Raw genomic sequence first — 14,031 nt, 5'->3', positions numbered from 1 at the left:
TGTCCGCCGCCTTGTCCGTGGTCTCGTCAGTGGCCTTTTCCGTGCTCTGCTCCGCCGGCTTCTCCGCCGTCGAAGCGGCGGTGGGCTGGCCGCTGTCGGCGGCGAAGGCCGGGGAGGAGAAGAGGACGGCCGGTGCGCGGGAGTGCGATTCCCGCCGCGCGCCCCCCGACCGCGCAGGGCAACCCTCCGCGCACGTGGTTCACGCCCTGACGGGGACCTTCCGTTTCCCCCACGCTGTTGGTGCCGTCGGCCTCGGGGAGGGCCGGTCGGAGTCTCGCCACCATGGGGGTTCCGTGTTGTCGCCGTCCGAGCTTCCGCGTCGTGATGTGCAGGTGGTCGTGGTCGGTGCCGGATTCTCCGGTATCGGTGCCGCCATCCGATTGCGTCAGGAGGGTTTCCGCGACCTCGTGGTGCTGGAGAAAGCCGGGCAACTCGGGGGAACGTGGCGGGACAATACCTATCCCGGCTGCGCGTGTGACGTCCCGTCCTCGCTGTATTCCTATTCCTTCACCCCGAACCCGGGCTGGAGCAGAACCTTCGCCGGGCAGCGGGAGATCCACGCCTACCTGCGGGCGACCGCGGACCGTTACGGGGTCGGCGACGTGCTGCGGTGCGGCGTCCGCGTCCTGCGCGCCGACTGGGACCGAGGCGGACGGTGCTGGCGGCTGGAGACCAGTGACGGCGCGTACAGCGCCGCGGCGCTGGTGCTGGCCACCGGACCGTGGCACGAGCCGCGACGGCTCGACGTGCCGGGGCTCGACGCGTTCCCCGGGCCGGTGTTCCACACCGCCGAGTGGGACCACTCCGTGGACCTCACCGGCCGCCGCGTCGCCGTGGTCGGCGGCGGCGCCTCGGCGGTCCAGATCGTCCCGGCCGTCCAGGACCGGGCCGCGGTCGTGCACCTCTTCCAGCGCACCGCCCAGTGGCTGCTGCCCAGACCCGACCTTCCGCTCCCTCCGGCCCTCAACCGGTGCCTGGACCGCGCACCGGTCCTGCAACGCGCCCTGCGCGCCGGGCAGTACGGCCTCCAGGAGGGCTTCGGCTACACCTTCCGCCACCCACGTCTCGTAGGCCCCGTGCAGGCCGCGGCCCGCGCCCATCTACGGCTCGCGGTACGCGACCGGGCACTGCGCCGGGCGCTGACACCCGACTACCGCCTGGGCTGCAAACGCCTGCTGACCTCCAGCACGTTCTACCCCGCACTGACCCGGCCCCACGTCCACCTCCACCCCACCGCCGTCACCGCCGTACGCGGCCGGCACGTCATCGGCGCCGACGGCACGGCGGCCGAGGCCGACGTGGTGATCACCGCCACGGGCTTCCGCATGGGCGAGCTGCCGCTGGCCCGTGGCCTGTACGGCGCTGACGGCCGGACGCTGCACGAGACCTGGGACAAGGACGGCCCCGAGGCCTATCTCGGCACCAGCGTCAGCGGCTTCCCCAACCTCTTCCTCCTCCTGGGCCCCAACCTCCTCGCCGGCTCCACCTCCGCCATCAGCGTCCTGGAAGCCCAACTCGCGTACGTCTGCGCCGCGATGACCCACCTGCGCCGCACCGGCCACACCTCCCTGGACGTACGGCCGGACGTCCAGGCCGACCACAACGCCGCGGTGCAGGAGGCGCTCGGGACCACCGTCTACAACACCGGCGGCTGCTCCAGCTACTACATCGGCTCCCACGGGCGCAACACCTTCTGCTGGCCCTGGTCCACCGGCCGACTCGTCCGCCGCCTGAACCACTTCGACCCCACCGCCTACACCTGCCACGCACCCGCCGCGGACCCCGGCCCCCTGGCAGACAAGGAAGGAATCACCACATGACGCGGCGGCGCCCCAGGCCACGGCCGTACGACCGGGAGCTCGACAGCCTGCGGCCCGTCGGACGTGCCGGGGAGCAGGAACCGTCCCCCGTCGGCTGGTACTTCGCCCGCTTCAGCAAGCACCTCCGCCCCGGCCAGGTGGTCCCCGTCACCTACATGGACCGGCAGTACGCGCTGTTCCGTACCCGCGACGGGCAGGTCGGCATGATCGACAGCCAGTGCTGTCACATGGGCGCCGACCTCGGCCGGTGCGGGCACGTGCGCGAGGACAGGCTCGTCTGCGGCTTCCACGCCTGGGAGTTCGACAGGGAGGGCGTGTGCCGGAAGATCCCCGGCGCGGAACGGATTCCCGCCAGGGCCGTGCAACGCGGCCTTCCCGTGACCGAGCTGGCGGGTGTCATCTGGTTCTGGCACGGGCCGGGGACCCCGGAGCCCATGAGCGAGCTGGGCTTCGCCGAGGACCGCCGCCGCCATCTCTTCCTGGCCGGCGAGGTGCTCGTGTGCCACGCGGACCTGCTCCCGATCGGTGAGCACGTCACCGACGCCGCGCACTGGGCCTACACGCACAGCAAAGGGCACCCGATGGTCTCGGTCCCGCTGCGGGACGAGGGGCGCCACTTCTCGTTCCGCATCCAGCCCGCCGACGACTCGGGCGACCTCCGCATCCACCGCTTCCGCCCGCGCGTCATGGTCTCCATGGCGAACCCGACCACCGCCGTGGTCGTCCAGCAACTGGGCCCCGAGCCCGACGGCAAGCCCCACCGGATGGCCTTCGTCGCCGCCATGAGCCCCGTACGGCCCGGTGTCACGATCGCGACCTGGATGCTGGTCGTCAGGAAATTCGGCCCCGACTGGCTGCTCTGGCCGGTCAACCGGCTCTGGGCGGCGGGCCTGTGGCGCCTGGTCAGGCGCAACCACCATGCCGACTTCGACATCCTGCGCTGGATGCGCCCGGTGCCCAAGGATCTCTGGTCGGCGACGGACGGCCCCACCGTGCGCGCCTATCGGCGCTTCTACCGCCGCAACCTTCCGCCCGTCCCGGGCCCGGTTTTGGGGGTGCCCATGTCGGACTCGGGTTCGGGTGGCCGCTCGGTGGGGTCGGTTGTCGGCGTGCGGCGCCGCCTCCAACTGCCCATCGGGCACACTCTGTTCATCCTGCGCCGCGCCCTGACGCGGCGCAGGTGACGGTAAGTGAACGAGCGGGAGGGCCGATGCTGAAGCGGTTGGGTTTGTTCGTCATGGCCGCGGCCCTGTTGATCTTCGGGTCAACGGGTGCCGGCATGACTCACGAAGTGCGCCCAGGCGGCGGCGGGGACAGCGAGTCGGGGTCCGTGCTGGTGCTTTGAGTCGCGTATGTGGATGGCTTGGGGGAGGGCGGCGATTTCGACACACTCGGCGCCTTCCTCGTCGCTGTGGCTGGACTTGAACCAAGCGGCGGCGATTTCGACGCAGTCCCCGCCTCCGCCATCGCTGTAGCTGGACTTGAACCACGCCAGCATACCGATCGTCATTCCTCCGCCAACTTCCTGATGAACTCCGCCGATTCCTCGGCGTTGAGAGCTTGGGCCTGGAGCATGCCGTAACGCATGGAGAAGGAGCTGATCTTGTCCAGATCCGAGATCAGCGTGCTGACCTCCTGGCTCTCCGTGTACACGTAACGCTCGTGCTCGACGTTCTCCAGGATGACCATCGGGCCATTGAGCCACCCATGGGCGCCCCGGTCTTCCGGGAGAACGTGAATGAACACGTTGGGGAGCTCGCTGAGTTCGAGTAGGTGTCGCAGTTGCCGCTTCATAGCCCCCGGCCCGCCTACTCCGGTGCGCAGTGCGGCCGCGTAGATGACGAAGGTGTACATAGCAGTCGGCTTCTCTGCCAGCATGTTTTGCCGCTGAACTCGGGCTTGCACCCACTTCTCGATCGTCTCTTCGTCGAGGATCGGGCACTGGTTGCCCATGAGGGCCCGCGCGTACTCCTCGGTCTGGAGCAGTCCAGGGATGAGAAGTGTCTGGTACGAGTGGAGGACGACGGCCTCCGCCTCCGCGTTCAGGAAGGCGTGCGCCCGCGAGGGCGCCTTGTCCGGCAGCAGATACACATACGCCGCCTTCAGCTTCCCCCGCGCGCCGCACATTTCGTCGGCGATCTCCAGGACATGGAGCGTCGGCTTGCGCCGACCCTGCTCCATGGACTTGATGGTCTCGGAGACGTACCCCGCCTCCTCCGCCAACTGCTCGCGGCTGACGCCCGCTTCGGTGCGCCAGAGCTTCATCTGGTTGCCGCAGTACCGCCAGGCGATCGGCGGCTCGGTCAGTAGGCTCGTCATCGACACCCCACCTGTTCCTAGGTCCTTCCGTATCAACGGAGGCTAGGAGCGGCAAGTGTCGAACGCGTCGAGTTCGAATCAATTTGCCACGTACGGGTGAGGGAAATGCTACGGCGGGGCACCGCGCAGGGTGCCCCGCCGTACGGTCAGACCCGGCCGCGTGTGGAGCGCAGGTGCTGTGCGATGGGGGACAAGGACGAGTAGAGCGCCTTGAGTTCGGGTTCGCCGAGCAGGTCGATGAAGTGCTCGCGGACGGATGCGACATGGTGCGGAGCCACCTTGCGCATGGTCTCCCAGCCCTGCTCGGTGAGGACGGCGTAGAGCCCGCGGCGGTCGGACTCGCAGTTCTCCCGGCGGACCAGGCCGGCGTTCTCCATGCGGGTGATCTGGTGGGAGAGGCGGCTCTTGGACTGGAGAGTGGCCGTGGCGAGGTCGCTCATCCGCATCCGGTGCCCCTCCGACTCCGAGAGGTTCACCAGGATCTCGTAGTCGTTGTTGGTCAGGCCGAAGGGCTGAAGGTCCCGTTCGAGCTGGTGCATCAGCAGTCTGCTGACATCCAGGTGGGCGCGCCACGCGCGCTGTTCCTCTTCGCTGAGCCAGCGAGTGCCGTTCTCGGTGTCCATAGACATAGAGGAATTCTACCTAAGAAAGTTGAATCATTAACCAATATGGGTGAGGTGAGAGGTCAGGCGTTCGACGTCACCCTCCGCAGGGTACCGCTCACAGCCCGAAGCGGCGCTGGAGGTCCCCTAGCTGGCCGGGCATGCGGGGCATAGATGGCTGATTATGCGGGCTTGCGTTCGGGACGCCGTCCTGCTCGGGGGCCTCGCCGGTCGGAATGTCGGCCATCAGCTGCTCCGTCGACTGCAGCAGCACCGTACCGGCGCCGACGAACTCGAATTGGTGCTCCTCGCCCGAAACACCGCCGAGCCCCGTATAGGCCCGTACGCCGCCGAACACGCCCTTCAGATAGTGATGGTCATAGTGGTGGCAGGGCGAGGGGCAGTCCGCCCAGCCGACCAGCGCCTGGGGGTCGACGCGGATCGGGGGTTCGGCGAAGACGACGGGGCCGTTCGACGCGGCCACGAATTTGCCCGTGCCGAGCAGGGTGAGGAAGCCCGGAATGATGGACTGCTTCAGCGTGAGCGACGGTTCGAAGGCCAGCAGATTGCCCGAGCGGACCGTGAGATTGCCGTCGTCCAGGTCGTAGGAATTGACGTCGAAGCTCCGGTCGGCCAGCAGCATCTTGCCCTGGCCCTCGGCGACCACCCAGTCCGCCGCGTGCAGCGGCGAATGGAAGCTGCCCGCGATGAGGTGCTCCAGTACGCCGTGGCCGATGCCGTGGAAGTCGATGCGCCCGTAATAGGCGATCATCTTGCCCTTCTGCAGGAACCACCGGCCGTTGAGATCCACGCTGAAGGCATACGGATTGACGTTGTCGTCGGCCGGAAGCGTCTGTGCGTCATGGATGGCGGGACCGTTCACAGCTTCTCCTCCGACGCCTGTACGTACACCGTGCCCTGGCCCGACAGTTCGAGCTGGAACGCCTCTCCGGAACCGCGACCGACCATTTCCCGCCAGCCGATGGCCGTCGACAGCTTGTTGCGCACCTCGCCGCGGTGGGCCACGTACGCCTGCGGGTCGACGTGGACCGGGCGGCCCGGCACGATCGGCAGCTCGATGAAGCCACCGTGGGCCATGACGGCGACGTCGCCCTTGCCCTGGAGGGTCGTCGTGAACAGGCCCTGGCCGGTGACCTGGCCGCGGACCATGCCCATCACACCGCCCTGCGAGCCCATGAACATCGTGCCCTGCCGGAGCGTGCCGTCGAAGGCGAGCAGGCGGTCGGCCTCCACGTAGAGCGTCTCGCCGTTGAGCTCGATGACGTGCACGTGGTGGCCGCCGTGGCCGAACATCACCGTGCCGTCGCCCTCGACCGTCATCAACGGCGTCGCCTCGTTGGCGATCCGGCGGCCGATCATGCTCATCACGCCGCCCTGGCCGCCGGTGATGCTGGGCGTGAAATTGACGTTCCCCTTGTACGCGAGCATGGCGCCGCGCTGGCTGAACATGCGCTGCCCGGGGCGCACCTGAGCCTCGACCATGCGGGAATTGAGGAGCCGGAACGGCATCAGAGGTCGCCCCCGATCGTGTTGCGCTCGCTGGGCTGGACGTACACCAGGCCGTCGCCCTCGAAGCGGATCTGGAAGGCCTCGCCCGAGCCCTCGCCGATGAACGTCCGGAAATTGACCCCCGACTGGAAATGCTGCTTCAGCCTGCCGGTGTGGGCGATGTACGCCCCCGGGTCGACCTGGAGCGGCATGCTCGGCGTCACGCGCAGCACGATCGCCGTGCCGTCCGACATGATCGCCGCCTGGCCGGTGCCCTCGACCGTGGTCGTGAAGAAGCCGTTGCCCTGCGAGGCGCCGCGCAGGCCGGTGAACGTGGTGCCGGTGCGGAGGCCGCCGTCCGTGCACAGGAGGTTGCTGGACTCCACGTACAGCGTCTCGCCGTGCAGCGTGACGAGGTTGATCTCGCTCGCGCGGTCCGCGAAATAGCAGGTGCCGCGCCCCTTCACCTCCATGACCGCCATCTGTTCGCCGGTGAGCCGACGGGTGACCATGCCGCGCAGGCCGTCGCCGCCACCGGTCAACTTCTTGAATGACATCTCGCCGTCGTACGCGACCATCGCGCCGTTCTTGGCCTTGACCGTGTCCCCGGAGAGATCGACGGCGAGAACTTTGCTCCCTTGGAGCCGAAACTGAGCCACGTCCCGACGCTAGTCGCACTGTGTACCGGTTCGACAGGCCCTTTGTCCCGGAACGGACCCGGATCTACAGATCGACATCGCGCCTGCGAGAATGGCCGCCGGGCTTGTGAATACCCTCACAAGCCGTAGTCGTCCCGCCACTCGACCACGAAGGTGCCCCCGTGGACATCAAGACCGCCTCCGCCCTGCGCCGGCTCCGACTGGTCTCCGCTCCGGAGGCCATCTCCTTCCTGCTCCTGATCGTCTGCTCCGTGCTCAAGCGGACCACCGACTTCAACGCGGTGCCCGCGATGGGGGCGATCCACGGGATCCTCTTCATCATCTACGTGATTTTCTGGGCGGACGCCTGGAACAAGACCAAGTGGAGCGTCAAGACCGCCGCCCTCTACTTCGTCCTCTCCGTCCTCCCCACCGGCGGCTTCTTCGCCGAGCGCATGCTCCGCCGCGAGGCCGAGGCGAGCGTCATCGCCGCCCGCGCCCGCAAGGAAGGCGTGATCAGCGCATGATCGTCGCTTTCTCCGTCTCCCCGCTCGGCGCCGGCGAGGACGTCGGCGAGTACGTGGCGGACGCGGTCCGCGTCGTCCGCGAGTCCGGCCTGCCCAACCGTACGGACGCCATGTTCACCTCCATCGAGGGTGAATGGGACGAGGTCATGGACGTCGTCAAGCGCGCCGTCGCGGCGGTCGAGGCGCGGTGCGGGCGGGTGTCCCTGGTCCTCAAGGCGGACATCCGCCCGGGGGTCACGAACGGGCTGACGTCGAAGGTCGAAACGGTCGAGAGGTATCTCGCGGAGGGCTGACCGTCCTGGTCGGTCCGGGGCCCGGCTCGGGGTGTGCGGCGCGCTGCGCGGTGCTTCGAGCCGGGTCTTTGTGCTTCCGGGCCTCCACGCGGAGGCGTCGGCTGCCCGAGTTCGAGGAGGCCTTCGAGTCGGGCGACCGCTGATCGCGAGCGGGAGTCAGCCGATGCCGAGCCGCGTCCGCACGGCATCGTGCGGCACCCCGACCGCCGTGCCGACGGCTCGGCGCTCCCGGTACCGGGCCGGCGCGAGGGCGTCCTCAAGGGCGGCGAGCTCCTGCGGACTGATCAGCACCGCTGCGGGCCGGCCGTGATCCGTGATCGTGATGCGCTCGCGGGCGCGCGAGACCCGGTGGACGAGCATCCCGAGGCGGGCGCGGGCCTCGGCGATCGGCAGTGTGTCACTCATGGCGTGAGTGTGCGGTGTGGCGGGCGGCTGGCGGGGGGCTCCCTCCGAAGGCTCCCGCGCGCCCCCAGGCGGAGGCGTGCGGCTCGTCGCGCGGGGCAGCATCGCCTGGCGATCCGGAATGCCGGTCACCGTCCCCGTTCAGGAGTGCCCCTGTGAGTACCTTCCGCCGTGCCGCCACCACCGCAGCCCTCACCCTGGGAGTCCTCGCCCTGGCCGTACCCGCCCCGGCCCTGGCCGACGACCATGCGGCCAACAGTGGCCTCACCGACTACCTGTTCGCGGGCGCTGTTGCCTTGGTCCAATTCCTGGCGGCGGCAACCTAGTTATGGACGCGGACCTAGGGGGCAGGCGTGCCTCTCCCTACGACGCGTCCGTGCACGACATGCGGGAAACCCCTCCCTCGTCAGGTATGGCATGAGTATGGTGACCATATGGCGAAGAAGAAGATCACCATCACGCTGGACGAGCGCAAGGTCGCCGAGGTCGAGCGCCTCGTCTCGGCGAGCAGTCGGGACGAGGCGGCGTCCACGTCCGCCTGGATCGAGGACGCCGTCACCGCCAAGCTGGCTCAGGCCGAGCGGGCCCAGCGTGCCGTGGACTGGCTGGTCGACCGGGCGCAGGCCGAGAACCCGGGCGGATGGGATGCGGCGCTGGCCGCCGTCAAGGCGGCCGACGAGCGCCGTGGTTTCGCCTCTGCCGAGGGGAAGCACGCCGCGTGAACACCGGGTACGTCCTGGACCACACTGCGGTGCGCGCGCTCGCTCACGGCAGCATCTACATGGCCGCCCGGGTGTTCCGTTCCGTGGAAGTGGCGCAGCCGCTCTACGTCCCCGCGGCCGCTTTCGCCCAAGGGCTCTCGGACAGTGCGCTCTCCGAGGTCGAGCAACAGCTCCATGATCTGCTGAGCGCACCGTGCTTCGTCTTCCGGCCCCTGGACGAGGCGTCGTGCTGGGCGGCGGCCCAGATCGCCCACGAGCGGGCAACCGACATCGCCACCGGCCACGCCGCGCACCTGGCACTCCGCTCCGGCCTGCCGGTCCTGACCCGTACCCCGGACACGTACAAGCGCATCGACGCACGCATCGACAGCGAGCCTGTCAGCTGACCCGGCGTCGCAGACGCGACCGCACCACCCTCTGCGCCACCGGCCCCAGCTCCTCCAACGCCTCAGCCAAGCCCGCCAGTTGCTCCAGGGTCGTGAAGGCCCGTTCCGCGCCCGCCGGGTCCACGCCCTCGTAGAGTTCCAGGCCCACGAAGGATGAAGCCACTGCCCGCGCCAGGCCCGTCGCGCCGGGGGTCACGGACGGGCTGACGTCGAAGGTCGAAACGGTCGAGAGGTATCTCGCGGAGGGCTGACCGTCCTGGTCGGTCCGGGGCCCGGCTCGGGGTGTGCGGCGCGCACCTTGAGCCGGGCTTTTGCGTTTCCCTGTCAAGGGGGCTAGCAATTGCTAGCATCGACCGTATGGCGACAGAGCAGAAGCAGCTGAACGTCCGGGTGGATCCACTCACTCACACATTGCTCAAGGCGCGCGCTGACCGTATGGGGGTGAGCTTGCAGGCTTACGTCTCCGGCTTGGTCGAGAGCGAGGTCGATCCGGTGCGTGACGCGTTCGTCTCCGGACTCGTCGACGACATGGTCGAGTTGCTGCCCGAGTTCGAGGAAGCCTTCGGGGTCGGTGACCGCTGATGTTCCTGCGCATCGACGCCCGCTGGATCGAGGAATCCCTCCAGCAGTTCGAGGAGCGGTCCGGGCGCGAGATCCGTGTCGACGACTGGGGCGCGCTCGCGGCAGCGGTGTACCGCCATGCCTACGAACTGCACGCGGGTGAGCCCTTCTACGTCGAGACGCCGGTCCGCGCCGCGGTGCTGCTCCAGATGTTCGTCACGGCCCGTCCGCTGGCCGACTACAACGGCCTGGTCGGGAGCGCCCTGGCCGTCCGCTATATGCGAGAGTCAGGCGAGCCGGTCAAGCCCCCGATGGGTGGCCTGGCCCAACTCGTCGCGGGCATCAGTGACAACACGCACACACTGCGTACGACGGCCGGGCTGTTGCGGTCCTGGGCGGCGCGCTGAGTGCGCGGTGCGCGCCTTGGGCCGGGCCTGTGGAATTGGCTGCGTGAGGGTCAGTCGATACCGAGCCGTCCTCGTGCGGCTTCGTGTTGTTCCAGTGCTGTGAGGGCCCGCTCCGCGCCGCCCGGGTCCACGTCCTCGTGCAGTTCCACGCCCACGAGCGCAGACGCCACCGCGCGGACGGGGGCCAGGAGCCGGTACCCATGGCGGTGCCGCCCGCCGCTCGGCACCCTGCAGTCATGCATACGACTTCCACAGCCGTCGGCGCGGCCGTGGTCGGGCCGGGGGCGCGGGGTGTCGTACGCTCTCGCTCACTGATCATGTCCTGATCAGTGAGAGTCGCAGGGGGGAACACCGTGTTTCTGGGGAAGAAGGCCGCCACCGCCGATGAGCAGGTCGTCGTGCTGCGGGACTCGCAGGCGATCGCCGAGGCCGTGTGCGAGGCGCTCGCCGGGGCCGGGGAAGAGGAGCGGGCCGGGCTGGAGCGGGCCGTCGCGCTGATCGAGCGGTACGCGGCGCGGCCCGAGCGGGAAGTGCGGGCGGAGTGGGTGCGCGGCATCCTCGCCGAGGCCGGGGTCGACGCGCGGAAGCAGGAACTGCACGCCGTCAAGGCGCTGCGCCAGGCGCAGCCGGGGCTGAGTCTGCGGGCCGCGGTGGAGCTGGTGCGCGACGTGCGGGAAGCGGACGCGGGACCGTCCGAGGGCTGAGAGGCCGAGAGGGCGCTCGCGGAAGCCGAGAGGCCCGGGGGTCGGTGGCGAGAGTGCGCGGCGCGGGGCAGTCCGGGAGCTGAGGGGTCCGGAAACCCGGTCGCGGGGTCTGGGCCTGACGGGAGGGCGTCCGCAGGGTGAGATGGCGGTGGCCGTGATGTTGCCTGACGGTAGGCTCGCCACGTGCCGAAGCCGCTCAGCCTCTCCTTCGATCCCATCGCCCGCGCCGACGAACTCTGGAAGCACCGCTGGGGATCCGTGCCGTCGATGGCCGCGATCACCTCGATCATGCGCGCCCACCAGATCCTCCTCGGCCAGGTCGACGCGGTCGTCAAGCCGTACGGGCTGACCTTCGCCCGCTACGAGGCCCTGGTGCTGCTCACCTTCAGCCGGGCGGGCGAGCTGCCGATGTCGAAGATCGGCGAGCGGCTGATGGTGCACCCGACGTCGGTCACCAACACGGTCGACCGGCTCGTCGTCTCCGGCCTCGTCGCCAAGCGGCCCAATCCCAACGACGGCCGTGGCACGCTCGCGTCGATCACCGACAAGGGCCGGGAGGTGGTCGAGGCGGCCACCCGCGATCTGATGGCCATGGACTTCGGGCTCGGGGCGTACGACGCCGGGCAGTGCGGGGAGATCTTCGAGTTGCTGCGGCCGCTGCGGGTGGCGGCGGAGGACTTCGCGGAGCCTTCCGACACGACGGGTGACGCGGCGGGCGACACGTCCGAGGCATAGCCGGGGGTGGCGAAGATCGCCCCGGAACGGGCGGTTACGCTCGTGGGCATGAAACAAAGCGTGCTGACCCGCTACCGCGTCCTGGCGTACGTCACGGGTGTGCTGCTGATCCTTCTGACGATCGGCATGATCGCCAAGTACGGGCTGGACATGGACGTCTCGGGTCCGGTCCGCGTCGTCGCCATCGCGCACGGCTGGCTCTATGTCCTCTACCTGGTCTTCGCCTTCGACATGGCCTCGAAGGCCAAGTGGCCCTTCGGCCGGCTGGTGTGGGTGCTGATCGCGGGCACCATCCCGACGGCGGCGTTCTTCGTCGAGCGCAAGGCCACGCGCGACCTGGAGCCCCTGGTCGCGGCGGAAGCCACAGCCTGACCCGCTCTTTCGCGCGACGCGCGCGGCACGGCCCCGGACAGCTCTTGTGTTCGGGGCTTTGTTGCGCGACGATTTACTAGGACGTCCTAGTAAATCGAGCCGGGGCGCGGAGAGGCGGTCGGAAGCACCATGGACGCAGCGGCGATCGAGGCAGGGCGCGAGCGTTGGCAGGCGCGCTACGACAAGGCCCGCAAGCGGGACGCGGACTTCACCACGCTCTCCGGCGACCCCGTGGAGCCGGTCTACGGGCCGCGCCCGGGTGACACGTACGAGGGATTCGAGCGGATCGGCTGGCCGGGGGAGTACCCCTTCACGCGCGGTCTGCACCCGACCGGCTACCGCGGCCGCACCTGGACCATCCGCCAGTTCGCGGGCTTCGGCAACGCCGAGCAGACCAACGAGCGCTACAAGATGATCCTCGCGGCCGGCGGCGGCGGTCTCTCCGTCGCCTTCGACATGCCGACGCTCATGGGCCGCGACTCCGACGACCCGCGCTCCCTCGGCGAGGTCGGCCACTGCGGCGTGGCCATCGACTCCGCCGCCGACATGGAGGTCCTCTTCAAGGACATCCCGCTCGGCGACGTCACCACCTCGATGACGATCAGCGGGCCCGCCGTTCCCGTCTTCTGCATGTACCTGGTCGCCGCCGAGCGGCAGGGCGTCGACCCGGCCGTCCTCAACGGCACCCTCCAGACGGACATCTTCAAGGAGTACATCGCCCAGAAGGAGTGGCTCTTCCCGCCCGAGCCCCATCTGCGCCTGATCGGCGACCTGATGGAGCACTGCACCCGCGCCATCCCCGCCTACAAGCCGCTCTCCGTCTCCGGCTACCACATCCGCGAGGCGGGCGCGACGGCCGCGCAGGAGCTCGCGTACACCCTCGCCGACGGCTTCGGCTACGTCGAGCTCGGGCTGTCCCGCGGCCTCGACGTCGACACCTTCGCCCCCGGTCTCTCCTTCTTCTTCGACGCGCACCTCGACTTCTTCGAGGAGATCGCGAAGTTCCGTGCGGCCCGCCGCATTTGGGCGCGCTGGATGCGCGACGTGTACGGCGCGCGGACCGACAAGGCGCAGTGGCTCCGCTTCCACACGCAGACGGCGGGCGTGTCGCTGACCGCCCAGCAGCCGTACAACAACGTCGTACGGACCGCCGTCGAGGCCCTCTCCGCCGTCCTCGGCGGTACGAACTCGCTGCACACCAACGCCCTGGACGAGACGCTCGCCCTGCCGAGCGAGCAGGCCGCCGAGATCGCGCTCCGCACCCAGCAGGTGCTGATGGAGGAGACGGGCGTCGCCAACGTCGCGGACCCGCTGGGCGGTTCGTGGTACGTCGAGCAGCTGACGGACCGGATCGAGGCCGACGCGGAGAAGATCTTCGAACAGATCAAGGAACGCGGCACCCGCGCCGTGCCGAACGGGGCCCACCCCATCGGCCCCATCACCTCCGGCATCCTGCGCGGCATCGAGGACGGCTGGTTCACCGGCGAGATCGCGGAGAGCGCCTTCCGGTACCAGCAGGCCCTGGAGAAGGACGAGAAGCGGGTCGTCGGCGTCAACGTCCACCACGGCTCCGTGACCGGCGACCTGGAGATCCTCCGGGTCAGCCACGAGGTGGAGCGCGAGCAGGTGCGGGTGCTCGGGGGCCGCAAGGCCGCGCGGGACGACGCGCGGGTGACCGCCTCGCTGAAGGCGATGCTCGCCGCCGCGCGGGACGGTTCCAACATGATCGAGCCGATGCTCGAAGCGGTGCGGGCGGAGGCGACGCTCGGGGAGATCTGTGACGCGCTCCGGGACGAGTGGGGTGTGTACGTGGAGCCGGCGGGGTTCTGACGGGTCCTCGCGCCGGACGGGCGGCCACCCGCCTTCCGGCTGCGGGCCGGTCCGCGCCTGCGGCGGGCTTGTTCCCCACCCCGCCCCTTCCCGGCTGTGTCGATTTGCGGCTCCGCCGCGTGGGGGGCTGCGCCCCAGCCCCCGCAACACGGCTTCGCCGCGTTGTCCTCAAACGCCGGACGGGCTGGATTTTCCAGCCCGTCC

Annotated in this window: 21 protein-coding genes and 1 pseudogene; 13 read left to right on the top strand and 9 right to left on the bottom strand. The window is 69.5% G+C overall.

Translation table 11 applies throughout. From position 1 onward, the window contains the following. Positions 1-293 precede the first annotated feature (293 nt). Positions 294-1,820, top strand: coding sequence for a flavin-containing monooxygenase (locus tag ACWD4A_RS27200; RefSeq protein ID WP_451197927.1), 1,527 nt, complete (start codon positions 294-296; stop codon positions 1,818-1,820). Then, positions 1,817-3,004, top strand: coding sequence for a Rieske 2Fe-2S domain-containing protein (locus ACWD4A_RS27195; RefSeq protein WP_451197925.1), 1,188 nt, complete (start codon positions 1,817-1,819; stop codon positions 3,002-3,004). Before ACWD4A_RS27200 ends, ACWD4A_RS27195 begins: the two co-directional genes overlap by 4 nt. An 80-nt stretch (positions 3,005-3,084) precedes the next feature. On the opposite strand, the gene ACWD4A_RS27190 is transcribed toward ACWD4A_RS27195, so the two are convergent. The 6 genes from ACWD4A_RS27190 to ACWD4A_RS27165 form a co-directional block, all read right to left on the bottom strand. Next, positions 3,085-3,330 (bottom strand): DUF397 domain-containing protein, encoded by a 246-nt coding sequence (locus tag ACWD4A_RS27190; protein ID WP_451197923.1) that lies wholly within the window; start codon positions 3,328-3,330, stop codon positions 3,085-3,087. Further along, positions 3,327-4,139, bottom strand: a complete 813-nt coding sequence (locus tag ACWD4A_RS27185) for a helix-turn-helix domain-containing protein (RefSeq protein WP_451197922.1) — start codon at positions 4,137-4,139, stop codon at positions 3,327-3,329. Before ACWD4A_RS27185 ends, ACWD4A_RS27190 begins: the two co-directional genes overlap by 4 nt. Before the next feature lie 146 nt (positions 4,140-4,285). Beyond that, positions 4,286-4,762 carry a MarR family winged helix-turn-helix transcriptional regulator gene (locus ACWD4A_RS27180; protein WP_451197952.1) on the bottom strand — a complete coding sequence of 159 codons (477 nt, stop codon included), beginning with the start codon at positions 4,760-4,762 and terminating at the stop codon, positions 4,286-4,288. Positions 4,763-4,859: 97 nt separating this feature from the next. Then, positions 4,860-5,624: an AIM24 family protein gene (locus ACWD4A_RS27175; RefSeq protein ID WP_451197921.1), complete on the bottom strand. Its 765-nt coding sequence runs from the start codon at positions 5,622-5,624 to the stop codon at positions 4,860-4,862. After that, positions 5,621-6,271 carry an AIM24 family protein gene (locus ACWD4A_RS27170; protein WP_451197919.1) on the bottom strand — a complete coding sequence of 217 codons (651 nt, stop codon included), beginning with the start codon at positions 6,269-6,271 and terminating at the stop codon, positions 5,621-5,623. The genes ACWD4A_RS27175 and ACWD4A_RS27170 overlap by 4 nt, the downstream gene beginning before the upstream one ends. Then, entirely contained in the window at positions 6,271-6,909 is a 639-nt protein-coding gene (locus ACWD4A_RS27165) for an AIM24 family protein (protein ID WP_451197918.1), read from the bottom strand. The genes ACWD4A_RS27170 and ACWD4A_RS27165 overlap by 1 nt, the downstream gene beginning before the upstream one ends. Before the next feature lie 161 nt (positions 6,910-7,070). Between ACWD4A_RS27165 and ACWD4A_RS27160 the strand changes: the two genes are divergently transcribed. Continuing rightward, positions 7,071-7,415 carry a DUF3817 domain-containing protein gene (locus tag ACWD4A_RS27160; protein WP_451197917.1) on the top strand — a complete coding sequence of 115 codons (345 nt, stop codon included), beginning with the start codon at positions 7,071-7,073 and terminating at the stop codon, positions 7,413-7,415. Further along, a complete protein-coding gene (locus ACWD4A_RS27155) occupies positions 7,412-7,708 on the top strand; it encodes an MTH1187 family thiamine-binding protein (protein WP_451197915.1) in 297 nt (98 codons plus the stop codon). Before ACWD4A_RS27160 ends, ACWD4A_RS27155 begins: the two co-directional genes overlap by 4 nt. Positions 7,709-7,864: 156 nt before the next feature. Here ACWD4A_RS27155 and ACWD4A_RS27150 read toward each other — a convergent pair whose 3' ends face one another. Continuing rightward, complete coding sequence (locus ACWD4A_RS27150) at positions 7,865-8,113, bottom strand: type II toxin-antitoxin system Phd/YefM family antitoxin (RefSeq protein WP_451197913.1); 249 nt, start codon at positions 8,111-8,113, stop codon at positions 7,865-7,867. 152 nt (positions 8,114-8,265) lie between these two features. On the opposite strand from ACWD4A_RS27150, the gene ACWD4A_RS27145 reads away from it, so the two are divergent. The 3 genes from ACWD4A_RS27145 to ACWD4A_RS27135 all read left to right on the top strand — a co-directional run bounded on the left by ACWD4A_RS27145 (position 8,266) and on the right by ACWD4A_RS27135 (position 9,218). Then, entirely contained in the window at positions 8,266-8,436 is a 171-nt protein-coding gene (locus ACWD4A_RS27145; RefSeq protein ID WP_451197911.1) for a hypothetical protein, read from the top strand. Positions 8,437-8,544: 108 nt separating this feature from the next. After that, positions 8,545-8,832 carry a hypothetical protein gene (locus ACWD4A_RS27140; protein ID WP_451197910.1) on the top strand — a complete coding sequence of 96 codons (288 nt, stop codon included), beginning with the start codon at positions 8,545-8,547 and terminating at the stop codon, positions 8,830-8,832. Further along, positions 8,829-9,218 carry a hypothetical protein gene (locus tag ACWD4A_RS27135; protein WP_451197908.1) on the top strand — a complete coding sequence of 130 codons (390 nt, stop codon included), beginning with the start codon at positions 8,829-8,831 and terminating at the stop codon, positions 9,216-9,218. The genes ACWD4A_RS27140 and ACWD4A_RS27135 overlap by 4 nt, the downstream gene beginning before the upstream one ends. On the opposite strand, the pseudogene ACWD4A_RS27130 reads toward ACWD4A_RS27135, so the two are convergent. Further along, positions 9,211-9,396: pseudogene (locus ACWD4A_RS27130) on the bottom strand (TetR/AcrR family transcriptional regulator); the annotation flags it as partial. The gene ACWD4A_RS27135 and the pseudogene ACWD4A_RS27130 sit on opposite strands and share 8 nt — an antisense overlap. 179 nt (positions 9,397-9,575) lie before the next feature. Here ACWD4A_RS27130 and ACWD4A_RS27125 point away from each other — a divergent pair. Both ACWD4A_RS27125 and ACWD4A_RS27120 read left to right on the top strand, forming a co-directional pair. After that, on the top strand, positions 9,576-9,800 hold the full coding sequence (locus tag ACWD4A_RS27125) for a toxin-antitoxin system HicB family antitoxin (protein ID WP_451197906.1): 225 nt from the start codon (positions 9,576-9,578) through the stop codon (positions 9,798-9,800). After that, entirely contained in the window at positions 9,800-10,186 is a 387-nt protein-coding gene (locus ACWD4A_RS27120) for a hypothetical protein (RefSeq protein WP_451197904.1), read from the top strand. Before ACWD4A_RS27125 ends, ACWD4A_RS27120 begins: the two co-directional genes overlap by 1 nt. 50 nt (positions 10,187-10,236) lie before the next feature. On the opposite strand, the gene ACWD4A_RS27115 is transcribed toward ACWD4A_RS27120, so the two are convergent. Next, a complete protein-coding gene (locus tag ACWD4A_RS27115) occupies positions 10,237-10,428 on the bottom strand; it encodes a hypothetical protein (protein ID WP_451197903.1) in 192 nt (63 codons plus the stop codon). A 111-nt stretch (positions 10,429-10,539) separates the two neighbouring features. On the opposite strand from ACWD4A_RS27115, the gene ACWD4A_RS27110 reads away from it, so the two are divergent. The 4 genes from ACWD4A_RS27110 (at position 10,540) to ACWD4A_RS27095 (ending at position 13,827) form a co-directional block, all read left to right on the top strand. Next, positions 10,540-10,890, top strand: coding sequence for a hypothetical protein (locus ACWD4A_RS27110; protein WP_451197901.1), 351 nt, complete (start codon positions 10,540-10,542; stop codon positions 10,888-10,890). A gap of 183 nt (positions 10,891-11,073) precedes the next feature. Continuing rightward, positions 11,074-11,625 (top strand): MarR family winged helix-turn-helix transcriptional regulator, encoded by a 552-nt coding sequence (locus ACWD4A_RS27105; RefSeq protein ID WP_451197900.1) that lies wholly within the window; start codon positions 11,074-11,076, stop codon positions 11,623-11,625. 48 nt (positions 11,626-11,673) lie between these two features. Continuing rightward, positions 11,674-11,997: a DUF3817 domain-containing protein gene (locus ACWD4A_RS27100; RefSeq protein WP_451197898.1), complete on the top strand. Its 324-nt coding sequence runs from the start codon at positions 11,674-11,676 to the stop codon at positions 11,995-11,997. 129 nt (positions 11,998-12,126) lie between these two features. Beyond that, a complete protein-coding gene (locus tag ACWD4A_RS27095; protein WP_451197896.1) occupies positions 12,127-13,827 on the top strand; it encodes an acyl-CoA mutase large subunit family protein in 1,701 nt (566 codons plus the stop codon). Positions 13,828-14,031 lie beyond the last annotated feature (204 nt).

This window comes from Streptomyces sp. NPDC002537, assembly GCF_053594975.1.
The sequence above is the reverse complement of the archived record's forward strand: the minus strand, read 5'-3'. Positions and strand labels throughout refer to the sequence as shown.